The sequence below is a fragment of the Spirillospora albida genome (assembly GCF_000718255.1).
In the GTDB taxonomy this organism is placed as follows: domain Bacteria; phylum Actinomycetota; class Actinomycetes; order Streptosporangiales; family Streptosporangiaceae; genus Spirillospora; species Spirillospora albida.
The window spans coordinates 109923-131607 of sequence record NZ_JOFJ01000016.1; the positions used below are offsets into that span (position 1 = coordinate 109923).

Below are 21685 nucleotides of genomic sequence, written 5' to 3' on the forward strand. Positions count from 1 at the left end.
TTCCTTCTCTGCAACTCTTTCCATGGTCGCCCCTAGGGTGCCGTTCCCGGCGGTATGACCACCGCCTCGATGTCGAAGACCGGTTCGCGCCCATTCCATCCGGTCTGGGTGACGCTCTTGATGTAATACCTGGTGCCGCGGGGGAGGACGAGTTCCCGCTGGTCAGGGTACGCGCTGCTGGTGCCCATCCAGACTCCGAGGGATCCGGCGGGAAGCGCGAGACGCAGGCGGTAGTCGAAGCCCTGTCCGTCGACCTCCGTCGTCCCGGAGCCGAGAGACGTCGACATGTACCCCGGTTCCGTCTGCACGGTACCGAGGAGCAGCAGGGGATGCCGTCCGCCCAGCGGCGCACCGTCGGGGCCGAGCATGAACGTCACTTCGTGCAATCCGCGGATCGCCTGGACGGGTTCGGGGAGCGGCTGGTGCAACGCCTGATCGAGTTCGCTGATCCGCCGCCAGAAGGCATCCGGAGTGGGATCCGCGCCAAGATACCCGCGAAGGAACTCGCGCAGCCCGTGGCTCTGCCACAGCTCCTGCAGACGGCCCTCAGGGTCAGTCTGCGTGAGCACATGCTGAAGGATTTGGCGCTGGTAATCGGTGAGGTCGGGCCGGTTCCAGATGGCCAGCAGCTCATCGCGATGCGAGGGCATCACGCCACCGTTGAGGTGGGCGAGGTGCTGGACGTAGTTCTGCTCCGTGTACAGACGGGTCAGATACCCGTTGACGTCGGCTCCGGGGCGCAGATGCGGGTTCGGCATCGACTGCACCGTGTACCAGTGCAAGGCGTTCTGCAGCTCTGGCGGCAGGTTCCGGTAGACGTGCGCCAGGCGGTTCTCGCCGTATCGCCCTCCCTGCTCGTCGGTGTCGAACCGCCGGTACCCGTCCGCATCGACATGGCCTTCTCGCCGGAACCAGTCGCGCAGGCCCCGCGCCTCCGCCTCGTCCGGACGCTGCGCCGGATCCGCAGCGCGCCGGCCGTCGTGACCCGGGGCGTAGCCGTTGCTCCCCGCCGTGGTGGTCGTACCGTCCGGGTTGAAGGACCGCCATGAACCGTTCGGTGGCCAGTCAGGGCGAAGCCGTCCATCCGGATCGGGACGACCGGCCGAGGCGAACACGTTGCCGTCGGTGTCGGACCAGGCCAATCCACTCGGCGCGATCACTGGCACGCCGAGCCGTTGCGCGAGCCGCGCGGCGAAGTCCGCATCGCCCGTCCCGCAGGACAGCAGCAAGACCTCGCGCCCGTTCCAGTTCGGATCGTTGCGGATCAAATGCGCCAGGTCGTCGGGGTCGAGGCGGCGTCCGTTCGGCAGCCGCAGGCCCTCGGCATCTCCGTGGCCGTCCACGACGAACCGCCGGTGGTCCACCGGAACGCGCCGCGCGAGATCCCGCATCGCGGGATCGGCCGGATCGTGGAACGAGCGGCCCGCCGGGGTGGCGTCGCTGTCGCGGAGAACGTCGTGCAGATGCTCGGGCAGGCCGGCCGGAACCTCCGGATCCTGTCGTGCAGGAGACTCGTGGCCCTCACCTGCCGGTTGCTCGGCCCGAGGCGGGCCGACATCGCGGGCTCCGTCCCCGTGAGTGCTTGATCCACCGTCGTCGCCGGGTCCGGAACGCAGATGAGGCGGCAAGGACTCGTTCAGAGCCGCGCTGAACCGCTCGTTGAGCCGCCTGTTGATCGTTTCACGGACCGCGTTCTCCTCGTCGGTCAGCGCCTCGTCACGCTCCCCGTTCGCGGCCCGGTCCTCGGCGACGTTCGGCAGGTCGCGGGAGACCTCGTACAGCGAGTGCTCGTAGTCGGCCACCGCGTCGAAGGATCGCAGATGGAGCCGCAGTTCTCCGATGTGGCCGTTCGGCGTCCGGACCGCCATCCGGATGTCGCGATAGCCGCTGGGCTGCGGGCTGCGCAGCCGGTCCTTGATCGCCACGACCTCTACGCCGTACCGCTGGGTGACCTCGCGTACGCGGTTCAGGGCGCGGTACAGGTCGCCGACACTGTCGAACTGGACCTTCCCGCCGAGCAGGTCGTTGAGTTCGGAGGGGTTTCCGCGATAGTCGTTGATGATCTTGTCGAGGGCGCGGACACGGTCCTTCGGACCGGGGCGCATCCTGGCGTCGCCGGGATCGTTCGCCAGCTCGTGCAGGATCCGGTGGAGAGTGTCGGTGCCCTCCGCGGCCGAGTCGTAGAGTCCGTCGAGGTACCGGTTGACGAACTCGTTGTCCTTGGAGAGCGGCTGCCCGGCAGCGCGCCGGACCTCCGCCTCATACGCCTCGTTGTCGAAGCCGAGCTGCCGGGGAGCCTTCGAGGAGCCGACCTCACCGATCACCCGATCGCTGATCCTGATCTGCCAGTCCTCGAGCGGGGTGGGCGTGGGCTCGACCCTCCCCTCGTCCAGGATCGCTTCGGCGCCCCGTTCGTTCACCTCCCGGACCGAGTCCTCCAGGATGCGGACGGCCTCGGGCTGTGTCAGCAGGCTGTGCAGGGTTCTCGGTCGTGCCAGCAGCGAGTGCCGGAGGGAGTCCTCGACGGGCGTGAGCGGCGGCGGGCCGGCCCCGTCGACGATGCGGGCGAGCGCGGGGTGGCCGGGGAGCCGGTTCCGCAGGTCGTCGTCCAGCAGATCGCCGAGGCGATTGCCCTTGTCGTCGACGATCGTTTGGCGTGCGGCGTCCACGACCTGCCGGATCTGCTCGTTCTCATGGATCCGCCGCATGAGCTCCGGGTCGGCCGTCCGTGGCGCTGCGCCTTCACCCTCGGCCGTTCTCGGGACGGCGTGGCCTACGGGCGGGACGGAGGCGTCCTGAAGCCGAGTGCCGGTGCCCGCCGCATCCTCCGGAAGCGATCGGTCCCCGGGCTGCGGACGTTCCGCGTCCATGGGGCCGGGTGCGGGCGAAGGCGGGGTGGCTGATCCGGTCGGCGCGCCCTGGGACTGATCCGGATACCAGCCGTAGTGAGCCGGGGCGTCCGGTCGCGGAGTGCGCTCGCCGCGCGTGTTGTTCTCACCCCGCTCGGGTGTGCCCGAGGGGTCGGCCGAGGACGGCCGTGCGTCCGCGCCACCGGTCTGACCGTCACCGGTCTGACCGTCACCGGTCTGACCGTCACCGGTCTGACCGTCACCGGTCTGACCGTCACCGGTCTGGCCGTCACCGGGCTCGGAGGACCGGTCGCTCCTCCGGAATCGCGGCTGATCCGGGACGTCGGTGGAGGCCCGGGAGGAAGGCTCGGTTCCGCCGTCCGTGGCGATCGGCCGGTTCGTCGTGCCGTCACCGCCCGGCTGTCCGGGGGCGGGGCCGGGTGTCCCGCTGCTCGGCTGCGCCGGCGCGGGCGTGCTGCCACCCGGCGGGTTCGGTGAGGGCGGCGGCCCGCTGCCCGCGCCCCCGGCGCCACCGGCCGGCGGAGTACCGGGAGAAGGTGTACCGCCGCCGTTTCGCTGGGAGGGATCGAGGTTGTGGTAGCTCCGGTAGTGCGTGGTGGTCACCGGAGGATCCTGAGAGTGATCGGTCTCCGTCCAGCGGGTGTGGACGACCTCCGGCGTGATCCTCGGATCGTTCGGCTCGGGGAAGAAGTCGATTCGCTCGATCGTGACGTCGGGATTGTTGCTGTGCCGCTGCTCGAGAAGGCTCTCGAACGAGTGCCGCCATCCCGTCTGCGGCGTGACGTCCGCACCGTGGTTCCCGCGGTTCGTGGGACTCCACTGCGGGAAGTAGTTGATCCGTTCCCCGGGGCCTCTGGCCTCGTGCGGGAAGATGTGGCCACCGTCGAAGCCGCCGCCCGGGTACTCTCTGGCCCCCTTGCCCAGCCTGCCGACCTTCCGCTGGACGTTCTCGTTCCGCTGCTCGTCGTCGCCGTGGGGCGTGTCGTAGTCGGGTCGTCCGCTGGCGCTGTCGGACTGTCCCCGCGCGTCGGTGTGGAAGAGGAACGTGCCTGGGGCGACGCCGCTGCCGCCGAAGTCACCGGTGCGCGCGGCGTCCGGCGGGTCGAGCGGCGCTGCCGGGTCGGTCGTCTGGAAACGGCCGTGGGGTTCGACAAGATAATGGGTGTTCGGACGCGGAACACTCCATTTCTTGATGTTCCGGTTGGTGTCACCGAGTTCGGGGTTGAAGCCGTGCTCGGCGTCGCCGTACCAGGTGCGGACGTGGGTGACCCGCCGATCCCCGTCCGTCCAGAAGACGCCGTGCAGCCGACCGTCCGGACCGCGGACCTCGATCCGAGAATTGGCAGGCAGATCGCCTCTGGCAGAGAAAGGACCCTCCGTCGAGACGTCGTACGCTCCGGGCCACCGCACAGGGACCGCGTCCGCCGGGGGATCGAACCGCGTGGCGGACGGTGCCATGCCCTCGTCGCCGCCGGTGTGCGGCTCACCGGTGAAGATGTGCGGCTCGTCGAAACCGAGGTCGACCATGTGGGTGACGCCCGGTTCGGGGCGGATCAGGTCGGGGTTCTCGTTCGGATCGACGACCGGGGCGCTCGGATCCTCCGGCCTGACGTTGGTGACGTTGACGACGTTGCCGTCGCCGTCCGTGTACGCCAGGGTCCGCGGGATCCTGTTGCCTGAACCGTCGTCGTCGTAGACGGTGTACCGGGTGCGCGGCTCGAGCGGGCCCTGATCGACCAGCCGCTCGCCGGGCGCGAGATCGATGCCCTCTTCGCGCGTGTAGGACGGAGGCGTCCACTCGGCCTGCTGATGCGGAAGCCCTCGGCCGACCGGGGGATCGGTCCGGTGCCGCGGCTCGGCGTCCCCCGGATCCGGGTTCGCGTCGCTCGTCGTTCCACGCCGGAACCGGCGCTCGCCCTCGCCGGGCCGGGGCGTGCCATCGGCGCGCGGTGCCGCCCCGTCGCCGGTCGGCGTCCGCCCCGGATCCGGACGCGGTCCGCCGCCTTCCGGCGGGGCGGCCGACGGGTCGGAGCCGGATGCGGAGGCCAGCGGCGGTGGCGGGCCCCACTGTCGCGGAGCCGGGCGGGACGTGCTCACGGGATCCGGGTCCGGGGCGCCGGGCGGGATGACCGTCGCGCGGATCTCAATGATCGGCCGACCGTTGGCGTCCTCGGCGCCCGTCTCCACATGTGTGATCTGATAACGAGTACCGCGCGGCAGGACCAGCTCGCGCTGATCCGGGTAATGGCTCGCGCCACCCATCCAGACCCCGCGAGAACCGTCCGGCAGGTCTAGGTGGATGCGGTAGCCGAACGGGTTGCCGTCAACGACCGCGGGTTCCCGTCCGAGTGAGGTCGACATGAACGCCGGCTCGGCCTGGATCGAGCCGATCAGCATTTCGGGGTTTCGTGAACCGAGCGGTACACCGTCGCGGGCCGTCATGAAACTGACGTCGTGGAGGCCCCGTTCGGTCTGCACCGGTTCCGGCAAGGGCTGGTTCAGCGCCTGATCCAACTCGGCGATGCGCCGGTTGAACGCGTCCACGGTCGGAGTTTCGCCGAAGTATCCGTGCAGGAAATTCCAGTATCCCTGGTTGCTCGCTAGCTGGTTGAGGCGGTCCTCGGGGTTGGGGGAGGACCGCACGTGATCGATGAGGGCCCGCTGATCCGGGGAGAGACCGGGGTGGGCTGCCCACTGCTCCAGGAGTTCCGGCGTCGGCATGCCGCGGCCGTAATTCATGTGGATCAACTGCGCGGCCCGGTCGGCCTCCGCCTGCATGCCGTTCAGCCACGCGCCGAGGTCGTTGCCCGGCCGCAGCCACGAGTTCGGGAACGACTGAACCGTGTACTGGTACAGCGCGTTCCGCAGATGCGGCGGGAGGTTGCGGAACACGTCGCCGAGATTCTCGTCCCCGTACCGCTGGCCCTCATCGTCGGTGCCGAACCGCCGGACGGGATCGGTGCCGCCAGGCTCGACGGTCGTCCAGCCCGACGATTCGGGCGTGCCGTTCGCGGTGAGGTCGACCGGCCCTGTGGGCGCTGTGACGGGGACGCCGAGCCGCTGTGCGAGTTCGCTTGCGAAATCCCCGTCCCCGGCATTGTTGGACAGCAGCAGCAGGGGGCGGCCGTTCCAGTTCGGGTCGTTGCGGACCAGGTCCGCGACCTCGGCCGCGCTCATCCGCCGGTCGCCGACGAACACGCCGTCGCGGTCGCCGTTTCCGTCCAGGACGAACCTGCCGCCCGGATCGGGGTTCACCATTCCGGCCGTGTTCCGCATGTGCGGCTCGTCGGGGCCGTAGAGCGCGCGCCCCGCGGGGGTCTCGGTGCTGTTCCGCCACGCGTCGTGCAGGCGGTCGGGCAGCCCCTCGGGCACATCCCGGTCGGGGGTGTGCCGCTGGTCGGGCTGCGGGCCCTCCTCGCGGCGCGGCCTGCCCTCGTCCGACCGCGGCTGGTCGTGGTCGGTGCGCGGCTGGTCTCGGTCTGTGCCCGTGGGATCGCGGTCCGGCCGCGGCCGATCGTCGTCGGATCGCGGACGCCCGTCGTCCGCGGCGGGCTGGTCCCGGTCGGTGCGAGGAGGGCCGTCGTCCGTGGGCTGGTCCTGCGCGGGGGACGGTTGATCGTCGTCGGGGCGGGATCGCGCGTCGTCCGTGGGCTGGTTCTCCTCGGGACGGCGTGGTTGATCGTCGGCGGGGCGGGACGGGGCGTGGTCCGCTGGGGGCTGGTCTTGGTCGGGGCGCGGGGTGCCGTCGTCGGGGCGTGGCCGGTCGCCGTCCGGCCGGGCTTCGCCGCTGGGGGTGGGGGCGCGGCCTTCCTCCGAAGGAGGCGGGGCCTCGCTCCGAGCGGGGGGTGCGGTGTTCCCGGAGGGCAGCCCATTGCTCCCCGGCTGGGGCGAGGAACCGGTCGGGGCAGGGGGAGAGGACGGCTGGGCGCCGAGGTGGCGGTCCATCACCTCGCCGATGGCCTGCGCCAGCGGACGGGGGGAGTCGGCGAGGCGGTACTCGGTGAACGCCTCCGCCATCATCTCGTGGGGGTCGCTCGCGCCGTAGCCGGACAGGGCGTTCTCGATGCGCTGCACCGTCGCCGGGTCGTGCGGCTGGGTGGCGTCGTACGGGATGCCGAGAGCCCGGGACACGGCCTGGTTCAGGTCGGCGAGCATTCGCGGGTCGTTCAGGAGCTGCTCGCCGAGGTGGTGGCCGAACTCGTGGGTGAAGACGCCCTCGGTGGATCCGCCGCCGGGGACGGTGAAGCCGGTCTGCTCCTCGTCGGCGCCGTCCTCCGCGCGCCGGTCGTTGTCGGCGAAGGAGTCGTCGTTCAGGTAGATGCCCGGCGGGTTGCCGCCGGGGGTGGCGTAGGCGAGGACGTCCTCGTTGCCCGGCCCGAGCGACTGCTGGAAGTTCTCCGAGCCGATGTGGGACAGGCCCCGCATCGTCTCCGGGTAGTCCGCCGCGAGCCGCTGGAGGGCGTTGTTGACCTCCCGGGCGGCGGCCGGGTCGATGGGGTTCGACGTGAAGTCGACCGTGGGCGCGTCATTGCCGAACCGGGCGAGGATGTCGCGCGCCTGCTGCTCGGCGTCGGCCAGGTCCCGGGCCGGGTCGGGCGGGGGCGCGTCGCCGGCCGGGTCCGGGGAGGTGCCGCCGGGAGTGCCCGGGTCCGGGGAAGCGTCGCCGGACGGTGGTTCCGCCCGGTGCGGGACGGGCTCGTCGCCGCGGATGACGCCTTGCTCGTCGAGGTTCCCGGCCGGGGCGGGCCGCGGTGGCGTCCCGCCTTCGTCGCCCGCGGTGGGGCGCGGTGCGGGTGCGGAGGGTGCGGGCGCGTCCGACCTCGTGGGGGCGTCGGTGCCCGGTCGTGCCGCCGGGGCCGGTGAGTGCGTCCGGGGCGTGTTACCGGAGGGCGGCGTCGTGCCGCCCGGCGAGGCCGTGCCCGCCGGACCGCCCATCGGGCCCATCGGCATCGGCGCGACGAAACCGGGCGGTGCTGCGGAACCGTTCCCCTGCTCGGGGGGAGCCATCGCGTCCTGGGCTTCGGGGGACCCGTCGGCGCCGCGCGGATCGGGGTCGGCCGCCATGTCCGTCGTCTCGCCGCCGGGCGCGGGCGTCTCGGTGGGTGGAGACGTGCCGGGCGCCGGTGTCTCGGTGCCGGATGGAGTGCCGCCGCTCTCGGGTGTGGGGGCGGTGCTGCCCGGTGCGGGAGGGCCCGCGCCGTGGGACGGCGTGCCGCCGTCCGGCGAGGGGTCGCCGGAGGGGGTCGAGCCGCCGCGCGTCCCGGAAACGCCTCCCGGCGACGGGTTGCCGCTCGACGGCGGCGTGGCCGAAGACGATGAAGGTGGAGGCGTGCCGCCGCCCGGCGCCGGGGGGCCGCCGGACGGGACGGTGCCGCCGGACGGGACGGTGCCGCCGGGTGCCGGCCCGCCCATCGGTGCGGGTCCGCCGACGGGGGCGGCCCCACCGGCCGGGGCCGGGCCGCCGCCGGGTGCGGGGGCACCGCCCAGGGGACCGGCGCCGGACGCGCCGGTGGAAGAACCGCCGCCGAACGACGACGGGTTGCCGCCGAGACCGCCGCCGGGCGCGTTGCCGCCGCCCGTGGACGCGAGGGACGATCCGCCGCCGGCACTGTTCCCGCCACCGGTGTCGCCAAGGAGCGTGGCGATGCGGTTGCCCCCGCCGGACGAGTCGCCGCCTCCGCCGCCGCCGCTGTGGCTCGGACCGCCACCGGGGCCGCCGCCTCCGGTGTTGGAGCCGCCGCCTCCTCCGCCCGAGTGGCTCGCGGTGTTCGAGCCGGAACCGCCCCCGGAGTCGGAGCCGCCTCCTCCGCCGGAGTTGCCGCCGGAGCCGGAGTTCCCTCCTCCGCCGGAGTTGCCGCCGGATCGTGAACCGCCGTCGCCGCCACCGGAGGGATCCCCTCCGCCGCCGGAACCGCTGGGACCGGGACCGCCGGAGTTGCCCGAGTTGCCGGGACCGGACCCGCCGGGGCCGGAGCCGCCGGGGCCGGAGCCGCTCGGGCCGGAGCCGTTGTCGCCGCCCGGCCCGCCGCCCTCGCCGCCGGACGGGGAGGGGTTCGGTGAGGACGACGGGTTCGGTGACGAGGACGGGTCGGGGTTGCCGCCCGGACCGGGGTTGCCGCCCGGACCGGGCGGGTCGCCGCCGGGAACGTTGTAGTTGCTCAGGCCGTCCCTGCCGCCGCCGACGGCGCCGCCGAACGCGCCGGACGTGGCGCCCTTCGCGATGGCGTCCCAGGTCAGCGGGTCACCGTGGATGGCCGCCGTCGCGATCGTGCCGGCCACGCCGCTCAGCGCCTCGGACGCGCCCTCCCGTGCCATGCCCTTGAACATGGCTCCGGCCGCGGTGTCGGCGCCGCCCTCCAGCCCGGGGATCTTGCCCATGCCGTGACCGATGCCGCCGGAGATCGCCCCGCCGACGGCGCCGTCGAACGTCGCCATCGCGGTCTTCTTCCAGTCGATGCCGTCGCGGTTGCCCTGCGCGACCTGGATGCCCTGGATCAGCAGGTCGAGCCCGCCGCCCTCGGCGGCACCGGCCAGCGCGCCCCGGAGAACGGCGCCGAGCAGCCGCTGGCTCAGCCGCTCCAGCAGTTCTTTGAAAATGGTTCTCGCGGTGACCTGCGCCGCGACCTCGACCGCGGGAATGGCGGCGGTGGACGCGCCGAACGTCGCGAACGCCGCCGCGATCAGATAGGCGATCTCGATCGCCGTAATGATCAGCAGGGCGATGAACATGTACTTCGCGTACTCGATGTCCAGCGCCCCGCCGTCGAGTAATTCGGCGAGCTGATTACATGATTCGACGAGTTTGGGGAGGATCTGTGGATCGGTGGAGACCCACTGGTCCCATTTCTGCCCGAACGCCTCGGCGGCGCCGCTGTCCAGGGTGGAGCGCACGGCGGCCGCGGTGCCCCGGAGGTCCCCGATCAGTTCGTTGATCTCCGTGCCGGAGGTCCGCCACGCCTCGGCGCAGCGGCGCATCGCCGTCTCGTCGCCCTCAGGCCAGTCCGCGCCGATGATCCAGGACAGCCATTGGACCGGTTCGGGAATCTCGAGGCCCACGCGTCAGCTCACTTCAGCCTTGAGGCGTCCTCGGCCGCCTTGTAGGTCTTGGCCATCTGGTCGACGCCCTTCTTGATGCCCTCCAAGCCCTTCTGCAGCTTGGGAAAGCTCCCGAGGACGTTTTCCGACGGCTTCTTGTAGCCCTCGGCGAACGTCTTGCCCGTCTCGTCCGCGCCCCAGCACTCGCCTTCCGCGCTGAGCGCCGCGTTGAGCCGGTCGAAGATCGCCTTCAGCTGGGTGGCGCCGTCTTGGAAGCCCGTGCCGGCGCGCTGCAGCCGTTCGGTGTCGACTTCCAGGTGGTCGTACGTCATAGCGGCGGGATCCCGAGGCGCGCGCGGACGGCTTCGATGTCGTGGGGGCGTTCCGGCAGCAGCTTGGTGATGTCGAAGCCCGCGTCGGCCGCGCCCTCGGGGGCGACGCCCTGCATCGCGGCGCGCATCTGGTCGGCGACCTGCGCCTGTGCGTCCCGGGAGGCTTCCATGATCGCCTCGGAGAGCTCGGTGGCCCCGAGCCTGCGGGTGGCGCGCGGGTCCAGCTCCAGCGATGTCAGCCGGCCCTGCCGGTCGACCTTGACGCGGACCATGCCGTCGGCGGCCTCGGCCTCGGCCTCGATCGTCTCCAGGCGGGACTGCATCTCCTGGATCTGCCGGCGCTTCTCCTGGTAGGTCTGCAGGAGCTCGTCGATATGCGCCTGCCACTCAGCGCGCACAGACACCCCTCTGTTCGTCGGGAGCTGAAAGAGCCCGCGACCGCGCACGATCACAGACACAGAGATCGCACATTTATACGGCTATTTACAGGTGTGTCGCAACTTGTTCGGGAAGGTCCGCATGGCTGGGGGCAGGGGCGACGGTGTGGAACACTGCGTGCGGGCGACGCGGCGCGTCCGCGGCACGCGAAGGCGATCAGGAAGGGTGGCGAACGATGCGCAGAAGACCGAACATCTGTGACGCCTGCGTGCGGCTCCAGAAGAGGTCCAATCCTGACGCCCCGACGTCCCTCGACCGGTGGATCCCCTACTGCGAGGCTTTTCCGGAGCGGATCCCGGACGAGATCTACCGGGGCGGGTTCGACCACCGCGGCCCCTACGAGGGCGACCGCGGGATCCTGTTCGAGCTGCGTCCCGGCGGTGAGCGCATGCTCGCCGCGTACGAGTCGTCGATCGCGCGCCGGAACGCGGCGTCCGGGGAGAGCGGCTGACCGGGGGTTCGCGGCGGGCCGATGCCCGTCCCGGTGCGTGCGATGACGGGCGTCTCGTAGGCTGACCGGTGAGAGGGGAGGCACGTGTCCGACTCCAGCTGGCAGCAGGCGGTTCTGCGTGAACTCGGCGTCGCGCGGCGCGGTTTCCGCACGCTCGACGCGACACCGGACGGCACGGCGCGGGAGGCCCGGGGCGCCGAGGTGCCCCCCGGTCCGGCCTCCGAGCAGCGGCCCGAGCCACCCGTCGCGGAGCCCGTGCCCGCGCCCGTCCCTGCGCCCGCGACGGCGGAGCGTGCGGGTGCGCAGGAGCGGGCGACCGCCCCGCCGTTCACCCCCGCCGCCGGTCCGATGCCGGGCACGCCCGGCCGGACGCCGGCCCCCGAACCGGCCCCGCTGATCCCGCAGCCGCAGGCGGCCGACCGGAACGCCGTCGCGCAGCAGGCCACCGCTCCCCGTCCCGCACCCGAGCACGCCGCGCCGCAGCCGGTCCCCTGGCACGGTGGGCCGGCGCAGCACGACGCCGAGCAGCGCACGGCCGCGCAGCCGGCGCCCGCACCCCCGGAGCCCGCACTCCCGGCCGCCGAGCCACCGGCACCCGCGTCCCCGCCGCCCGCGTTCCCGGTGCCCGAACCCGCGGCCCCTGAGCCACCGGCGCCCGAGCCACCGGCCCCTGAGCAGTCGGCCGTACAGTCGCCGCATCCGCAGGCACCGCCGGTGGCGGACGCGCCGGCCCCGCCCGCGCAGGCCGACTCGCTCATCGAGTCCGACTTCGACTGGGAGTCCGCCGTCAACCCCGTCCTCGGCGCGGTCTCGCACACCGAGGACACGGAGCGGCGGGACGCGGGGAACGCGGCGGCCGCGCCCGCGCAGCCCGCCGCGCCCGATCGGCAGACCGACGGTCAGCCGATGCCGGCGGTCGACCTGGTCCGCAGGAGCCGCCACGGCGACCCGCTCGCCCGCCGGATGGGACGCGGCGTCCGCAACGCGATGGGCGGCGGGGGACGCGAGGCGCGGGACCGGGCCGCGTTCGCCGAGCTGATGCAGCGGCCGGTGCCGAGTTCCCGGCGGATCGCGATCGCCAGCGTGCGCGGCGGCGCCGGCAAGACGACGATGGCGGCCCTGGTCGCCACCGAACTGGCCCGGCACCGGGCCGACCGGGTCCTCGCCGCGGACGCCGACGCGGAGCTGGGATCGCTGCCGCTGCGTCTCGGCGTCCGGCCGCAGCTGTCGCTGTTCGACCTGGCGGCGCAGCCCCCGCGGACGTTCGAGGAGGCGGAGCGCTTCCTGACCCGCACGCCCCACGGGCTGTACGTGCTGTCGTCCACGCGCGGGGGGCGCATCGCGGGCGAGTTCACGCTGGACACCTTCCAGACCGCCCTCAGCGCGGTCAGCCGGTACGTCGCGGCGACGGTCGTCGACTGCGGTGCGGGCATCCTCACCGAGGTGAACCGGGGCGTCATCGCCGGTTCGCACGGCCTGGTACTCGTCACCCCCGGCACGGTGGACGGGGCGCTCAGCGCGCGCGGGGCGCTGGAGTGGTTCGCCGCCAACAACCAGCAGGAGCTGCTGCCGCGGAGCATCATCGCGATGGTGTCGCACGCGCCGCAGGTGGACGCCGACCTCCGGCGGGCGCACGAGATGCTGACCGCGTGGGGCCTGCCCGTCGTGTTCGTCCCCTACGACCGGCAGCTGGCCACCGGCGGGCCCGTGGACGTGGACCGCGTCTCCGCGGCCGCCCGGACGGCGTGACCCAGATCGTCCATGAGGTGTTCTCGCGGGCGCTCGCCCCGGGAGGGGTGCGATGAGCAGCGACCTGGTGGCACTGGTGCGGCGCCGCCCCGACGTGCACGCCATCGCGGACGGCATGATCGCCATGGGCGAGCCGCTCGAGCTGCGCGCGGAGGACCTCGGCGCGACGCATCTGTACGACGCGGACGGCCGGCTGCTGGTGTCGATCGAGGAGCCGGTGCAGGTGGCGGTGCAGGGCGAGATCGGGCGGCTGCTCGGCCCGGAGTTCGCGGCGCGGGCCGTCGCGCCGGTGTGGTGGGTGGACGTCCGCGCGGTCGCCGACCTCCCGGAGGCGACGCGGGTCGCCCGCAGGTTCGCCGACTCGCTCGTGCACTGGCTGGGCGGAACGGTGTACCCGGACGGTGCGGCCGACGCCCCGGCGCGGAGCTGGCGGGCGTCCGAGAGCCAGGCCGGCGGCGCCGCCTACCAGGACGGCGTCATCGGCTGAGGCGGCGTCGCTCTCACCGGCCACCGGTGACCGCTCCGTGCCCGGCCCCCCGAACGTCCGGTCAGCCGATCTCTTGGAGGATCCGCTGAGCGACCGCCACCGCCTCCTTCTTGGTGGTGGCGTAGGGCGGGTACCCGCCCTCCAGTGTCCTGCCGCGCGCCCGGTACCCGTCGGCGAGCTGCCACGTGATCGAGATGGTGACGTTGCCCTTGCGGACGCCGATGTCGGCGCCGCCGAGCCAGTACGTCTTCGCGCTCGCCTCGTCCGGTCCGTAGACGATGGGGCTGAGGATGCGGCTGGAGAACGCCTCGTCGCCGAGGCCCTCCAGGCGCTCGCGCCCGCTGTGGTACTCGGGATCGCCCGCGTTCTCCCACATGCTCGTGAACTCCCTGGCGGCGCGGGCGGGGGCGTCGTTCGCGCCGCCGAGGGAGGTGTTGGTCGCGACCTCGACGTTGAGATGGCGCCCGGACGCCGAGGTCAGCCGCTGCACCTCGCAGGCGCGGCGGTCCGGGCCGCTGGTCCTGCTCGGCTCGACCGTCAGGCCCCGCGCCTTCGCGGGCAGCACGGTCCGGATGGTCCGGCAGACGTCCGGAAGGGACTGCACGACGCGGCCGCCGGCCGCGGGCCCGCTCCCGCCGGGCGCGCCCGGCGGGACGATCGGGGTCACGTCCACGGCCGCCGGTGACGAGTCGCCCTTCAGCGCCTTGCGCACCGCGGTGGTGAGGACCTTCCCGCCGAGCAGCAGCGCGATGGCGACGACCACGGCGATGACGCCGACGACCGGCCGGCCTTTGCGCGGCGCGGGAACCGGCTGGACGGGATGGCCCGGAGCGACGGGCGGCGCCTGGTGGAACGCGGGGGCGGGGTACGCCGGCGGCGGAGCGTAGGCGGGGGGCGCGTAGGCGGGTGGCGGTGCGTAGGGGGGCGGCTGAGCCGGTCCGGGGAAGCCGCCGGGGGCGGCGGCGGGCATGGGCGGCGGGGTGGGCGGGCCCTGGGGAGGGGCCGCGGGCGCGGAGGGTTGCGCGGCGGGCTGCTCGGCGGGGTCGGGAGCGCCGGTCACGAGCCGGACTGCGGCGTCCTTCGCCTCCTCGGCGACCTCGGGGACCTGGAAGCCCGCCAGCTTGATGTGCTCCAGGAGCTCGGGCTGCGGCGGGACGCCGTGCTTCTTCAGGTAGTAGCCGACCGCGCCGGGCCACACCCAGACGCCGTCGGTGTGGAAGGCCAGCGGCACGTTGGAGGCGCGGTCGGGGTCCAGCACGTCGGTGTCGAAGCCGCGCGCGGACAGCACGATCGGAGCCTTCTCCAAATACTGGACGACGGATTCCCGCAGGATCTCCGGTACCGGGGGGCGGTCGTAGACCGGTTCCCCGCCGCTGGACACGGAGTCGAACGGCTTGGCCATCCGAAGTCCTGAGGGCTCCCACGGGGGAGGGAACGGTGAGCCGGGGGGCTGGGACACGGGCTTCCTCTTCGATGCCGGGGGGCTGAGAAGTCCCCGGCATTGTAGGGGCGGGTGCCAGCCGATCATTGGCGGGCGGCATGCGGACGCGCCCGCGCTGCCGCTCCCGGCGGGGAGGCGTCAGCCGTTGGACCGCAGGTGCTGCATGAGGGCCGCGTGGCGCTGCCAGCCGTCCGGGGAGCGGCCGTCGCCCAGGGGGAACAGGGTGAGAGGGGTGTTCGGGTGGCCCACCGTCTGGCCGGGCTGGCCGGGCGGGCCCGCGACCGCTCCGGCCACCGCGAGGGCGACGGGGGCGGGGGCGCCCGTCCAGCGGGGTTCGGTGGTGAGGTCGGGGCGACCGGGGGTGAGCTGGACGAACAGGGACGCGACGGGCTGCTCGGCGGTGAGCGCGCCGATCAGCGACGGCAGGTGCTGGATCGGCGGGGGGTCGTCCGCGGCGTAGCCGACGGTGACGGAGCTGACCTCGGCGGCGCCGCCGTCGCCGGTGGCGGTGAACTCGCAGATCGCCTGGGCGGGGCGGGGGCCGTCCCCGGCGACGATGAGCTTGGCGGCGGCGCGGCCCCGCGCGTACTCGGTCAGCCGCTCGCGGCGCCACGGGTGCTCGAGGGGTTCGGCGTGGCCGAGCCCGGCCGGGGGCCTGCCGGTGAGGAGCTGGAGGAGCCGCTCGATGGGGCCGGCGAGGTCGCCGTCGCCGTGGCGGGTGCGGTAGACGAGGGTGAGCTGGGAGCCGAGCGCGGCGGCGGGCCGGGTGGTGAAGCCGGGGGCGTAGTCGCGGGCCTCGGGGACGGGGGCGAACGTCGCGCCGGTCCATTTGAGCGGGCGTCCGGACAGGCCCTCGTAGTAGCCGTCGCCGTCGCGGACGACCCACTGCGCGGCGGCGCCCGACGCGGCGGTGCGCAGCGGCAGCGTGAGCCGGGACTCCATCGGCGTGACCAGCTGGAGGGTCCGGCCGTTGCCGGCGCACTCGTCGAGGACGCGGCTCAGCCACGGGCTCAGCGGCACGACCGGGCGGTCCTGGAGGACGACCATGGCCTGGTCCGTCAGTGCGTCTACGGTGCTCATCCTGCCCCGGAGTCTAGTGGCGCGGCGCCGTGCTCCAGGGGTGGAGGGAGTTTGGCGCGACCCAGGTGACGGCTGTCCAATGTGTGCTGAAATGTTACGGATGCAGCCAACCGCCGTCCGGCCCCGCGTGTATTTCGCGGACGACGCGCCACCGCCTCCGGAGCCGCCGGTGCGGTCGCGCGCCTGGCGCGTGCTCGGCGGGCTGTCGATCGCCCTGTCGGTGCTGCTGGTCGCGGGCAGCCTCACCGCGTACGGGTTCATGCGGCGGCTGGACTCCCAGATCGACCGGGAGAACGTCGAGGGAAAGCTTGGGACGAACCGTCCGGCGAAGCTGAACGACTCCCTCAACATCCTGCTGATGGGCTCCGACAGCCGGGAGGGGGAGAACGCGCGGTACGGCGTGGAGGCGGGGAGGCGGTCCGACACGACGATCCTGCTGCACATCTCGCCGGGCGGCGAGAACGCCATCGGGATCAGCTTCCCGCGCGACTCGATGGTGCAGATGCCGTCCTGCAAGACGAAGAGGGGCGTCGTCCCGCCGCAGTTCGGCATGATCAACGCGGCCTACTCCAATGGCGGCCCGGCCTGCACGTGGAAGACCATCGAGGCGCTCACGAAGATCCACATCGATCACTACGTCGAGGTGGACTTCAGCGGGTTCAAGCGGGTCGTGAACGCGCTCGGCGGCGTCGAGATCTGCGTACCGAGGCCCATCGACGACCCGAAGGCCGAGCTGCACCTGAGGAAGGGGCGCCAGATCGTCCGGGGCGAGCAGGCGCTCGGGTACGTCCGGACGCGGTACGTGCTCGGGGACGGCTCCGACCTCGCCCGCATCAAGCGGCAGCAGGCGTTCATGGCGTCGGTCGTGAAGAAGGCCACCGACAAGGGGATGCTGACCGATCCCGGCCGCACCTACAAGTTCCTGTCCGCCGTCACGAAGTCCATCAAGGCGGACGACAAGCTCACCGTGTCCGTCATGCAGAGGCTGGCGGAGAGCCTGCGCGGCATGAGCGCCGGGAAGGTGCGGTTCGTGACCGTACCGGTGCAGGCGTACCCGCAGGACAAGAACCGCGTCCAGTTCAACGCCGCCCTCGCGGCGCCGCTGTTCGAGTCGATCCGGCAGGACGACCAGCCGCCCGCGGCCGAGCCCTCACCGGCGCCGCAGAAGGTGCAGCCCGTCCCGCCGTCCCAGGTCAAGGTCGCCATCTACAACGGCACCAGGTCGACCGGACTCGGCCGGCGCACCGCGGACGTCCTCACCGGGCGCGGGTTCCAGGTCGTCAAGATCGGCACCCGCGGGCCGACGGCCCGCACCCTCATCCTCTACGGGCCGGGCGCGGAACGGCAGGCCGCCCGGATGGCGATCGCCGTCCCGGGCCACCCCCCGCGCGCGTGGTCGCGCGGGAAGCCCGGCCACGTCTACCTGATCATCGGTGGGGACGGGGCGGCCGTGCGGGCGTTGAAGCCGGCCGTTCCGAAAATCGACGGAGAGATCCGGGCCGACCGCGATCCGTGCACGGCACAATAAGTAACGCCACATGGGTATCTTGGCGCCCGCAAACCATCAACCCGAGCAAAGCGTCCCAATTAGGACTGCACCCCCCCGCTCCCCACCCCCCGGAACGGATCATGCTCCCCGAACCCTTCACCCTCCTCATGACCGTCTACGGCGGCGATCGCGTGGAGTACGTCCGGGACGCGTTCCGGAGTGCGGTGAACGACCAGGAACTCCGCCCCGACCAGGTGGTCCTCGTGCAGGACGGCCCCATTCCGGCCGAGCTCGAGCGCTCCCTCCGCGACCTCGTCGCCGCCAGCCCCGTCGAGGTCGCCTACGTCTCCATCGGCGTGAACGGCGGCCTCGGCCCCGCCCTCGACGCCGGCCTGCACGCCGCCCGCCACGACATCGTCGCCCGGATGGACGCCGACGACATCGCGATGCCGCACCGCTTCCGCGTCCAGGTCCCGCTCGTCCGGGCGGGCGCCGACCTCGTCGGCGCGGGCCTGCTGGAGTTCGGCACGGACATCGGCGACATCGTGGGCGAGCGCACCCCGCCGAGCGACCCCGCCGACATCGCCCGCTACTCCCGCCTGCACGACCCGTTCAACCACCCGACGGTCGTGTACCGGCGCAGCGCCGTGATCGCCGCCGGCGGCTACGGCGACCTCCCCCTGATGGAGGACTACTGGCTGTTCGCCCGCATGATCGCGAACGGCGCCCGGGTCGTGAACGTGCCCGAGCCCCTCGTCTACTACCGGGTCGGGGACGGCGCCTACGAGCGGCGCGGCGGCCGCGACCTGCTCCGCTCCGAGCTGCGCCTGCAGCGCGCGATGCTGGGCGAGGGCTTCATCACGCTGCCCCAGTACTGGCGCAACGTGGTCGTCCGGGGCGGCTACCGCCTCGTCCCGACCGCGATCCGCCGCCCCTTCTACCGCGCGGTCGTCGCCACCTACGGCGCGCGCCGCAACCGCTCCCGCCAGGCCGCCGAGCCCGCGCAGCAGCCCGCGACACCGTACGTCCCGCGCCACGCCCGCCCGCCGTCCACGGAGCAGGTCCCGCCGGTCTAGGGAGCGGGACGGCTCCACAGGACGGGCTGCTCGTCCTCGGCGCCCGCCGTCCGGCCCACGCCGAGCACACTGCCCTTGAACACGGCGAGCCCGGTGATCTGCTGGTCCCCGTCCCCGCCGAGCCCGGTACCGCCGGGCGTCTCCGCCTCCCACACGACACCGTCGGCCGACGTCCACGAAACGACGTCCGCCGCCCCCGGCCGCCCGGACGTCCCGGCCGCCACGAACCCGCTCGCCGTCGCCGCGAGGGCCAGGACGGACAACTCCGTCGCCGAAGCGGGAGCCGGCAGCTTGCTCTCGCGCCAGGTGGCGCCGCCGTCCGCGGAGACGTAGGCGAAGGGCGCCGAGCCGGCCGTCCCACTGGCCTGACCTGCGGCGACGAGCGTGCCGCCCTTGGCCGCGACCTGGGTCAGCGAGCCGTCGGTGAGGCCGCTGGGCAGCGTGAGCTGCCGCATCGTCCACTTCTTGCCGTCGGAGGACGTCCACGCGGCCGGGCGCTGTCCGCGGTCGCCGCGCGCCCGCGGGTCGGTGAACCCCCCGACCGCGACGAAGCCGGACGGACCGGCCGCCACCGCGCGGAGCCAGCGGTTGCTCCTGCCGTTGACGGTGAGGTCGTTGCGACCGGCTCCGCTGCCGCGCTGCCACGTCTTCAGGTCGGTGGAGAACCAGGTCGCCGCGGAGAACCCGTCCTCACCGACGACCACGTAACCGGCGGGGCCGGCGGCGGCGCCGAAGGTGGTGAGGTTCTGCGAGCCCCGCTGCGTGAACATGGGGATGGTGTCGGCGGCCTGCCAGGCGCGGCCGTCGGCGGACGTCAGCACCAGCGGGCGCTGGGGTGAGCCGCCGCCGCTGCCGACCGCGAGCCACCCCGCCCCGCCGGTCGCCACGCTGCTCAGCCGCTGGAGCGATGGCCGGGTGATGCCGCCGGTGACGGCGCCGCGGCTCCAGGTGGTCCCGTCGGACGATGTCCAGACGGCCGCGTCGCCGCCGGTGCTGCCGACCGCGACCGCCTGGGTGGCGTTGGCGGCGACCGCGGTGACCGCCCGGTCCGGCCGGAAGGCGCCGGAGATCTTGGCCGGGTCGACCGGGACCTCCGTGCCGGACGCGTCCCGCACGGTGACCATCGCGTTCAGATCGCTGTCGCCCTGGGTTCGGCCCACCACGATCGTCTGGGCGCCCGTCGCGGTGATGCCGGCCAGGCCGCGACCGTCGGCCAGTTTGCCGGCGTCCTTCCAGGAGCGTCCGTCCGAGGAGCGCAGGATCAGCGGGCTGCGACCGGCGTCCACGAGGGCGACGAAGCCGTCGTCGGTACCGATCAACCGCCAGACCTTCCGGTAGCCGGACGGCTCCAGCTCGCCGCGCTCCGACCAGTGGATTCCGTTGGCTGAGACGTAGGCCCGCCCGTACACCTTCTTCCCGGACCTGACCTCGCGGACGGTGATGAGCCCGGCCTTTCCGCCGCCGGTGATGAGGTCGCGGGTGCCCTTCGGCGCGGGGACCTTCGCCGGCGTCCAGGTGCGGCCCTGGTCGGTGGAGCTCCACACGCGCCGGAACGAGGGCTTGCCGGGGTTCGGCGCGTGCAGGCTGCGGAGCAGGAGCACGCCGCCGCTGGACGAGGCGTCCTCGAGCACGACCTTGCCGCGGACGGGGATGCCGACCTGCGGACCCGTCAGCGCCTGCCAGGTCCGGCCGTCGGCGGAGAACCAGGCGGCGGGCACCGAGTCGCTGAAGTCGCGCTTGCGGGAGTTCTCGCCGACGGCCATGAAGCCGCGGTCGGTCGTGATGACCCGTGCGACGCGGTTGCCGGGGCCGAAGGCGTCCCCGACCGTGTTGGGCTGGCGCTGCCAGGTCGCGCCGTCCTTGCTGGTCCAGACGGCGCCGCCGCCGCCGGGGCGGGAACCGATCGCGACCCAGCCCTGCGGGCCGCCCGCGATGTGCTCCGGGACGCCCGTGGTGAGGGGCTCATCGCCGGAGCCCTCGATCCCGGCGCCCTTGAAGGTGCGGCCGCCGTCGGTCGAGACGAGGAACACGCCCCGGCGAGCGGCGGGGTCGGTCTCGTTGCCCACCGCGACCACGGTCGTGCCGGCAGCGGCGACGTCGGTGAGTTCCTGATCCCGCCCGTCGAAGCGGGCGGCGGGATCGGCCGCGAACACCGCGCCCGCGAGCCGTGCGCCGCCGTCCTTCTCAGCGGTGCCGGACCCGTCGCCCAGCAGGACGTACGCGCCGCCGGCGACCAGCGCGGCCGCGGCCAGACCGGCGACCAGGCCGAAGCCGATCTTCTTGCCGCGGCCGGAACCGCCGCCCTTCTGCTTCTGCTTCTTCTGCTTCTTGGGCTTGCCCTGCGTTCGCCACGGCTCCTCGATGACGGGCGGCGGCGCCACGGGCTGGACGGCGACGACCTCGCCGGGCTGCGGTACCGGGCCCCCGGGGACCTCCTGCGCGTACGGGAAGGGCGCGGACGGCTGCGGCGGCGGACCGCCGGGGATCTCCTGCGCGTAGGGGAACGGTTCGGGTGAACCGGCGGGCTGCGGCGGCGGGCCGGTCGGAATTTCCTGCGCGTATGGGAAGGGCTCGGGGGAGGCCGCTTGCGGCGGCGGGCCGGCCGGGATCTCCTGGGCGTAGGGGAACGGTGCCGGCGCGGACGGCATCGGGGCGGGCGGCGCGGCCGGCTGCACGGGCTCGATCACGGTCTGCGGTGGCTGCACGGGCTCCACCACGGTCTGCGGCGGTTCGGCGGCCTGCGCGTCGTCCACCTGTGTCGGCGGCTCCACGGGCTGCGGAGACACGGGCTGGGCCGGCGTGGCGGGCACCCCGGGGATCGGCTGCGCGTAGGGGAAGGCCAGAGGAGCCGGGGATCCGGCCGGGCCCGGGAACGGCGGCAGGGGCGGCGGCTCGACCCCCGCCGGGGCCTCGGCGGCGGGCCGGTGCTCGTCGCGGGAGAAGACCTGCGTGCGCTCCTCGCCCGGCTGGGCGGCGGGCCCGGCCACGGGCTCGTCCACCAGCGTTTCGGGCTCGTCGACCTGAGTCTCGGATTCCTCGACCTGGGCGGCGGAATCGGCCGGGAAGGGCGGCGGCGGTACGTCGGGCAGCAGGTTCGCGCCGCTCGGCTGCTGTTCGGTCAGCCACTGCGGCGGGGGCGGCGTGTCGCCGAAACCCCCGGCGGCAGGGCCGTCCTGCTCGGGAGGGGCTTCGTTGTGCTCGTCGCCCGGTGTCCCGTTCGAAGTCACGCTCATCCTC

11 protein-coding genes are annotated in these 21685 nt (G+C 73.4%); 5 read left to right on the forward strand and 6 right to left on the reverse strand.

Going from position 1 to position 21685, the window contains the following annotated elements; genetic code table 11:
- Window positions 1-32 precede the first annotated feature (32 nt).
- Genes IE99_RS33485 through IE99_RS0121295 form a run of 3 tightly spaced genes read right to left on the reverse strand, consistent with a single transcriptional unit; the run spans window position 33 to window position 10635 of the window.
- A complete protein-coding gene (locus tag IE99_RS33485) occupies window positions 33-9926 on the reverse strand; it encodes an ADP-ribosyltransferase (protein ID WP_037559850.1) in 9894 nt (3297 codons plus the stop codon).
- A gap of 8 nt (window positions 9927-9934) precedes the next feature.
- Entirely contained in the window at window positions 9935-10237 is a 303-nt protein-coding gene (locus IE99_RS0121290; protein ID WP_030173597.1) for a WXG100 family type VII secretion target, read from the reverse strand.
- Complete coding sequence (locus IE99_RS0121295; RefSeq protein ID WP_030173600.1) at window positions 10234-10635, reverse strand: YbaB/EbfC family nucleoid-associated protein; 402 nt, start codon at window positions 10633-10635, stop codon at window positions 10234-10236. The genes IE99_RS0121290 and IE99_RS0121295 overlap by 4 nt, the downstream gene beginning before the upstream one ends.
- 215 nt (window positions 10636-10850) lie before the next feature.
- Here IE99_RS0121295 and IE99_RS0121300 point away from each other — a divergent pair, with 215 nt between their 5' ends.
- The 3 genes from IE99_RS0121300 (at window position 10851) to IE99_RS0121310 (ending at window position 13362) form a co-directional block, all read left to right on the forward strand.
- Complete coding sequence (locus IE99_RS0121300) at window positions 10851-11126, forward strand: hypothetical protein (protein ID WP_157610426.1); 276 nt, start codon at window positions 10851-10853, stop codon at window positions 11124-11126.
- Between the two features lie 84 nt (window positions 11127-11210).
- On the forward strand, window positions 11211-12875 hold the full coding sequence (locus tag IE99_RS29575) for a MinD/ParA family ATP-binding protein (protein ID WP_245623297.1): 1665 nt from the start codon (window positions 11211-11213) through the stop codon (window positions 12873-12875).
- Between the two features lie 52 nt (window positions 12876-12927).
- The gene (locus tag IE99_RS0121310) at window positions 12928-13362 is read left to right on the forward strand and encodes a hypothetical protein (RefSeq protein ID WP_051712952.1); all 435 of its coding nucleotides are present in this window, start codon (window positions 12928-12930) and stop codon (window positions 13360-13362) included.
- 61 nt (window positions 13363-13423) lie between these two features.
- Here the strand turns inward: IE99_RS0121310 and IE99_RS30570 are convergent, their stop codons facing one another.
- Both IE99_RS30570 and IE99_RS0121320 read right to left on the reverse strand, forming a co-directional pair.
- The gene (locus tag IE99_RS30570; RefSeq protein WP_051712954.1) at window positions 13424-14764 is read right to left on the reverse strand and encodes a hypothetical protein; all 1341 of its coding nucleotides are present in this window, start codon (window positions 14762-14764) and stop codon (window positions 13424-13426) included.
- Window positions 14765-14941: 177 nt separating this feature from the next.
- Window positions 14942-15883 carry a DUF6177 family protein gene (locus IE99_RS0121320; protein ID WP_245623298.1) on the reverse strand — a complete coding sequence of 314 codons (942 nt, stop codon included), beginning with the start codon at window positions 15881-15883 and terminating at the stop codon, window positions 14942-14944.
- Between the two features lie 100 nt (window positions 15884-15983).
- On the opposite strand from IE99_RS0121320, the gene IE99_RS0121325 reads away from it, so the two are divergent.
- Together IE99_RS0121325 and IE99_RS0121330 are read left to right on the forward strand one after the other, a co-directional pair.
- Complete coding sequence (locus tag IE99_RS0121325; RefSeq protein ID WP_030173616.1) at window positions 15984-17411, forward strand: LCP family protein; 1428 nt, start codon at window positions 15984-15986, stop codon at window positions 17409-17411.
- A gap of 101 nt (window positions 17412-17512) precedes the next feature.
- On the forward strand, window positions 17513-18448 hold the full coding sequence (locus IE99_RS0121330; protein ID WP_051712958.1) for a glycosyltransferase: 936 nt from the start codon (window positions 17513-17515) through the stop codon (window positions 18446-18448).
- On the opposite strand, the gene IE99_RS0121335 is transcribed toward IE99_RS0121330, so the two are convergent.
- Window positions 18445-21681, reverse strand: a complete 3237-nt coding sequence (locus IE99_RS0121335; protein ID WP_157610427.1) for a sialidase family protein — start codon at window positions 21679-21681, stop codon at window positions 18445-18447. The two genes, IE99_RS0121330 and IE99_RS0121335, sit on opposite strands and share 4 nt — an antisense overlap.
- Between the last annotated feature and the right edge of the window lie 4 nt (window positions 21682-21685).

What these genes read in the sequence shown, in the direction of transcription:
- IE99_RS0121300 (WP_157610426.1), top strand. Translation starts at nt 10,851, where the DNA reads ATGCGCAGAAGACCGAACATCTGTGACGCCTGCGTGCGGCTCCAGAAG.
- IE99_RS0121335 (WP_157610427.1), bottom strand. Translation starts at nt 21,681, where the DNA reads ATGAGCGTGACTTCGAACGGGACACCGGGCGACGAGCACAACGAAGCC.
- IE99_RS0121320 (WP_245623298.1), bottom strand. Translation starts at nt 15,883, where the DNA reads ATGAGCACCGTAGACGCACTGACGGACCAGGCCATGGTCGTCCTCCAG.
- IE99_RS0121325 (WP_030173616.1), top strand. Translation starts at nt 15,984, where the DNA reads ATGCAGCCAACCGCCGTCCGGCCCCGCGTGTATTTCGCGGACGACGCG.
- IE99_RS0121310 (WP_051712952.1), top strand. Translation starts at nt 12,928, where the DNA reads ATGAGCAGCGACCTGGTGGCACTGGTGCGGCGCCGCCCCGACGTGCAC.
- IE99_RS0121290 (WP_030173597.1), bottom strand. Translation starts at nt 10,237, where the DNA reads ATGACGTACGACCACCTGGAAGTCGACACCGAACGGCTGCAGCGCGCC.
- IE99_RS30570 (WP_051712954.1), bottom strand. Translation starts at nt 14,764, where the DNA reads ATGGCCAAGCCGTTCGACTCCGTGTCCAGCGGCGGGGAACCGGTCTAC.
- IE99_RS0121330 (WP_051712958.1), top strand. Translation starts at nt 17,513, where the DNA reads ATGCTCCCCGAACCCTTCACCCTCCTCATGACCGTCTACGGCGGCGAT.